The sequence below is a fragment of the Clostridium sp. DSM 8431 genome, assembly GCF_900116755.1.
Taxonomy (GTDB): Bacteria; Bacillota; Clostridia; order Clostridiales; family Clostridiaceae; genus Clostridium.
On record NZ_FPBY01000214.1, the window covers coordinates 1 to 5190 of the forward strand.

General features: G+C 27.2%; 5 protein-coding genes and 1 pseudogene. 1 reads left to right on the top strand and 5 read right to left on the bottom strand.

Annotation, left to right across the window (positions count from 1 at the left end):
• Positions 1-221: pseudogene (locus tag BM384_RS15465) on the top strand (IS110 family transposase); the annotation flags it as partial.
• 445 nt (positions 222-666) lie between these two features.
• Here the strand turns inward: BM384_RS15465 and BM384_RS15470 are convergent.
• The 5 genes from BM384_RS15470 to BM384_RS15490 all read right to left on the bottom strand — a co-directional run bounded on the left by BM384_RS15470 (position 667) and on the right by BM384_RS15490 (position 4794).
• On the bottom strand, positions 667-2109 hold the full coding sequence (locus BM384_RS15470; RefSeq protein WP_242946069.1) for a L,D-transpeptidase family protein: 1443 nt from the start codon (positions 2107-2109) through the stop codon (positions 667-669).
• A gap of 209 nt (positions 2110-2318) precedes the next feature.
• A complete protein-coding gene (locus BM384_RS15475) occupies positions 2319-2597 on the bottom strand; it encodes a hypothetical protein (protein WP_090014928.1) in 279 nt (92 codons plus the stop codon).
• A gap of 42 nt (positions 2598-2639) precedes the next feature.
• Positions 2640-3005, bottom strand: coding sequence for a hypothetical protein (locus BM384_RS15480; RefSeq protein ID WP_090014930.1), 366 nt, complete (start codon positions 3003-3005; stop codon positions 2640-2642).
• Entirely contained in the window at positions 2992-3168 is a 177-nt protein-coding gene (locus tag BM384_RS15485) for a PadR family transcriptional regulator (RefSeq protein WP_090014932.1), read from the bottom strand. The genes BM384_RS15480 and BM384_RS15485 overlap by 14 nt, the downstream gene beginning before the upstream one ends.
• Positions 3169-3627: 459 nt before the next feature.
• A complete protein-coding gene (locus BM384_RS15490; RefSeq protein WP_090014936.1) occupies positions 3628-4794 on the bottom strand; it encodes a class I SAM-dependent methyltransferase in 1167 nt (388 codons plus the stop codon).
• Between the last annotated feature and the right edge of the window lie 396 nt (positions 4795-5190).

Here is a 5190-nt window from a genome sequence, read left to right on the forward strand (position 1 = left end):
GATGTACTCGTAATGGAACTCCTATTAATGGCGTTTTATTAGAATACTATAAAGTTAATTTGCAAGGTAAAAAAGCTAAAGTTGCTTTAGTTGCTATAATGCACAAATTAATAAATTATATCTTTGCAGTACTTCGAAACCAAACTCCATTTGAGTTACGAAATCCTAAAATACATAAACAAATATTTTTAGAAAATACTTCTCAAAATAGTGCCGCTTAATTGATTTACATTTTTTGTAACCATTCGTGTTTTACAAATGGTTTGTTTGCTATACCCTTTTTTAAAAAATATTATTTTTTAAAATTTACTTGACTATTATTAGCTGGTCTTTTTATAATGATGTTATTAAATTTTTTATTGTTCATTTTTTTGACTCCCTTCCTGTATATTATACTAGAAAATACATTATTTTTTAACCTTTTTTAAATTATTTAAGATTTAAAAATTTTACGAATTTTTTTACATTTTTAACAAAAAGAATCCATTTAAATTAACAATTTAAAAATTTGAAATAAAGTGTATATGTAAATAAAATGTGTTATTTGAAAAAAAACAATAAAATCAGCATAAAAATAAATACTTTTAAATCTATTTAATTCAAATAAAAAGCACTTATCTCTAATTTATAGAAATAAATGCTTTTAAGGATAAAAACTATATTTTGTTAATAGTAACAAATTACTGGAGTTCCTGAATCTATATTATTAAATAAGGTTTGTGCTAAGCTATATGGGCAATTAACACATCCATGAGATCCACTATAACTATAAATACTTCCTCCAAAAGAGCTTCTCCAAGTGGCATCATGAAGACCAATACCACCATTAAATGGCATCCAAAAACTTACTGGTGTTGAATATCCAGGGCCTACTAAAGTTGCATTACGTTCTTTATACTCAACAGAGTAGACACCTCCTGGAGTTCCATTACCAGCACTTGTATTTCCAGTTACAACATCTCCTTCTGTTACAAGCTGTCCATTTTTATAATACCATAAATGCTGTCCTCCAAGACTAACTTCAACATATGTGTTTCCAATTCCATTTCCATCATGAGTTACTGCTTTTTGAGAGTAAATAGGTTCTCTTTCTTCCTCTGTCCCATTTTTCACAGCTTCAACAATTTTTGCTTTCTCCTTTTCTTCATCTACTCTCCAACCATAATCTCCACCAGACACTGTAACTTGGCTTCCATTTGTAGTTTTAAAGTTTCTTGAAATTCCTACTGTTCCAAACTTTTCAGCTAAAGTTTTTACAAAGTCTGAAACCTTTGATTCATTGAAAGTAATATTCATATCATCATCGCAAGATAACCATTTGTTAATTGTTTCTTTGTCTAAAGAAAGCTCGGCATCACCAGCTTTATATGTTACTTTTGTATTTAAATAATTATTTAAAGAAGTTAAAGCTTCATTTACCTTTTTATCTCCTTCAGAATATTTAGGACCAATATAACAGCTTTCTGTTTCAAGATCTATATTTTCCTTCATATATTCAATTGATTTAATCAAAGTATCTTTAAGAAGTACTTTATCTACTTTACATCCTTTAACTGAATCTACTACCTTAAACTCACCGTCTTCATATTGAAATGATGCATTTTTAGGTTCTACAATATTTTCAGCCTTAAAACATGAAAGTTTTTCAATAGTATTATCTAAGTCACCTTCATTATAGCTTACTAAGTTACTTATATAATGATCATTATTGCCAAAAATACTAGCTATCCAGCCAAAACCACTTTGACTATTTTTAATTTTTTCTACTTCATTCTCTCCAGTATATGAAGCTTTAATTATATCAGAACTTATTTCTTCACTCTTTTCATTACGTTCCTTTAAAACTATTTTATAGTTTTGTACTTTATTTTTCATTTCATCGTTAGCTACAGCTACAGTTTTACCTGAAACAGACATGTTGTTAATTTTAGTTCCAAAATAAAAATGATTGCAAAAATAACATGATAATGCAACATATACTGCAAAAAGCGAAGCTGCTGCAATTATTATACCTTTCATTTTAGGACTTAGAGAGCTAATTCCTTTCTTATTAGATGATTTTTTCTTCACCTTCTTACTGCCTTTGCTTACTTCCTCTTTTTCATCCATTCACAAATCCTCCTTTTCATAACAAAACTAGTGAAAGGTAAAACACATTTCAAAATAGTATACTTATACTTTTTTTAAAATATGATATGTATTAAAACTTTATGGATGAAATTTTTAAGCCTAAGATATTTAAAGGGAGTGTTTTTCTATTTGAACACTCCACTTATATTATTATACTTTAATTAAATTTTATTTACAATATTTGTATATTATTTTTCTCTTATAACTCTTTTGCTTTCAAATTTTATAAATAATACAGCTAATAAAATAAAGATTCCTTGAATTATTGACCATGTAGTTGGATTATACTTACTAACATCAAAAATAGTTGAGCCAATAGCTGGAGCTCCCCATATAAATGTCCCAAACAATAAGAATGTTTTTATTTTGATACTTATTATTAAACATATAACTGCAAAAGTTATAACTAATATTAAAACAGCCACTTTAGTTAAGATTATATTTTTAGGAGTAGATCTTAAAATCAAACCAGCTGCTACAAGTAAAGTTATATTTTCTGTAAAAATCCCCTAAAAACTATTAAAAAGTTTTTTATCATTAAAAGCAAACTTCCTTGCAGCAAATAGACTTGCTGTTATAGTTACAGCAAAAATAATAAAATCTAGTAATAATTCTAAACTTGAAAGTGACACAATCCCAAATTTTATTTTATTGAAGAACATTACAAGCACAAAGCCAAATAACAACATTATTATATTGCTAAACAAATCTTTTTTATCGTAAGATATCTCCCTAGCCACATTTTTAGCATATTCCTCTGGAGATAATCTAAAAATGTCTTTGACACTTTTTCCATCTGCTTCACCAAGTTTTAGGTGCTCTTCTGCTTCGCTTATAAATTCTTTGATTTCTTTTTCACTTTTACCTGTTGTCATAAGATAAAGGTTTAAATCCAAAATAAATTGTTCCCTCACTTACTAAGGAAAGACCATAGCTTTCAAGTTTCTTTGTCATTTCATACCCATATACCTCTTCTTCTGAAATAACAGATAAAAGACATCCTTCTAATATTCCCTTTAGCATTTGAGTTGAGTTCATAGCGTTCTCCTTTCCTTATTTTTTTAATAATATACAACAGCTGTCTTGTAATACAAGATACCACAATCTACCTTGCAATATAGTTTTCAAAAAGATTATATTACCATTATATTTTTATCAAATAAGCTAATACTAACATTGATAGCTTATTCAATTATCTATACAAACACCTCCAAATTGAGCAGCCAAGAACAAAGTTGCTGACGCTACGCTTTTAGCGCAGGAAGCAACTTTGTTAGCCTTAAAAAGGTTCTAAAAGTAAAATAATTTCATCTTAAAATACAATTTAATTATTTTGCTTTTAGGTTCTTTTCTTTTTAACGTACTCTTCGGACTTACATAACAAAAGGCCTGTAACCATCAGTGCTCGCGTTATTAATGAAATTTTATACTTTCATATACGTTATTCATATACGTTAAAAAAGAGGACAGAACATTACTTCTGTCCCCTACTCCTTATTAAATATAAGAGTCTTCCTTTAATAACTTATGTAGTGTAGGCTTTAAATTAAATTGTTTCATTAAATTTTCAACTTCAGTTAAGTACTTAGCTTTTCTTTCCTTAGATATCTTATTCTTAGAAGCTCTTATTAAGATATTCTTTGGTGAGTGAGCAAAATCAATGAACTCTATAAGCTGAGTTTTATATCCTACGCATTCTAAAAGATTTGCTCTTACTGCATCTGTCATTAAAGCTGCTGTTCTTTCTTTTATTATTCCATACCTAGTAAGGATAGATAAATCATCAGTTTCTATTTGGCTATTTAATTCATGCTGACAGCAGGGAACTGAAAATATCATTTCTGTATCCCACTTAATAGCATTGTATAGAGCATAATCAGTAGCAGTATTACAAGCATGCAGAGTTATAACCATATCAACTTTTCCACTATGTTTATATCCATTAACATCTCCCATTTCAAAGTGAAGATTTTCATAATTATATTTTTTAGCAATTTCATTACACTTTTTAATTACATCAGCCTTTAAATCAAGTCCAATCATATTAACTTTAATATTTCTGATTTCTGTGAAGTAATAATATAACACAAAAGTTAAGTAAGACTTTCCACATCCAAAGTCTAATATAGTAAGATCTTTATAATCCTTTTTCTTAACTTCATCATCTATAATTTCTACAAATCTATTTATCTGCTTATACTTATCATATTTTGAATTAACAACTTTACCTTCCTTAGTAAATACACCAAGATCTATTAAAGGTTCAATTATCATTCCTTCTTGTAATATGTAATTCTTCACCTTATTGTGACTAGTTTTCTTTTGAAGTTTAGAATTATCACTTTTCTTAGTACTTAAGTGAACTTTACCCTTTTTAGAAATCTTCATATCAAAAACAGAATCTTCAGACCAGGCAGAAAGCTGTTTATACTTTCCCTCTACTGCTTCTAAAATTTTTCCCTTTAAGTTTGAAACCTCTATATTTTCATGAAATACCTGTTTTTCTGTAAACTTTTCTATTTGATAAAATTCTTTCTTTCCATTGTCCTTTAAAAGAAAAGTAATTTTATTATATTCTATGTTACTATTTATCTTATTACTTATTACTACCTTTAGAATCTTTTCAGAGCATACTATATCTATATTTTTAATTAAATCATCCATGATATTTAGAATTGTCCTTTCTTTTCTTTGCAAAAGCTATATTCTGCTTAAGTTATATTTACCTAACTATTATATAGATAAATATATCTTACTTCAAAGTATTTTTAAATAAATACTTAATTATATTTGTATTACTAGTAAAGTTTTAATAATAAATTTAACTATTTGTAATAAAATGAGATACCATTTTAAAAGGCCTCTTTAAGCTCACTATAATTCTCTTATATATTCTTTTTATATTGTTTTTTTGCCATTACTTGTGTATTATTTTAAGTATAGTATTAGAGATGAGCATAATTGATCTTTAAAAAATTGAATATAGATTAGAGAATTAAAAATAGTAAAATTAGGATAACTACTAATAATATGACCTAAAAAAGGGCAGACTATCCCTAT

What these genes read in the sequence shown, in the direction of transcription:
- BM384_RS15490 (WP_090014936.1), bottom strand. Translation starts at nt 4,794, where the DNA reads ATGGATGATTTAATTAAAAATATAGATATAGTATGCTCTGAAAAGATT.
- BM384_RS15480 (WP_090014930.1), bottom strand. Translation starts at nt 3,005, where the DNA reads ATGACAACAGGTAAAAGTGAAAAAGAAATCAAAGAATTTATAAGCGAA.
- BM384_RS15485 (WP_090014932.1), bottom strand. Translation starts at nt 3,168, where the DNA reads ATGAACTCAACTCAAATGCTAAAGGGAATATTAGAAGGATGTCTTTTA.
- BM384_RS15470 (WP_242946069.1), bottom strand. Translation starts at nt 2,109, where the DNA reads ATGGATGAAAAAGAGGAAGTAAGCAAAGGCAGTAAGAAGGTGAAGAAA.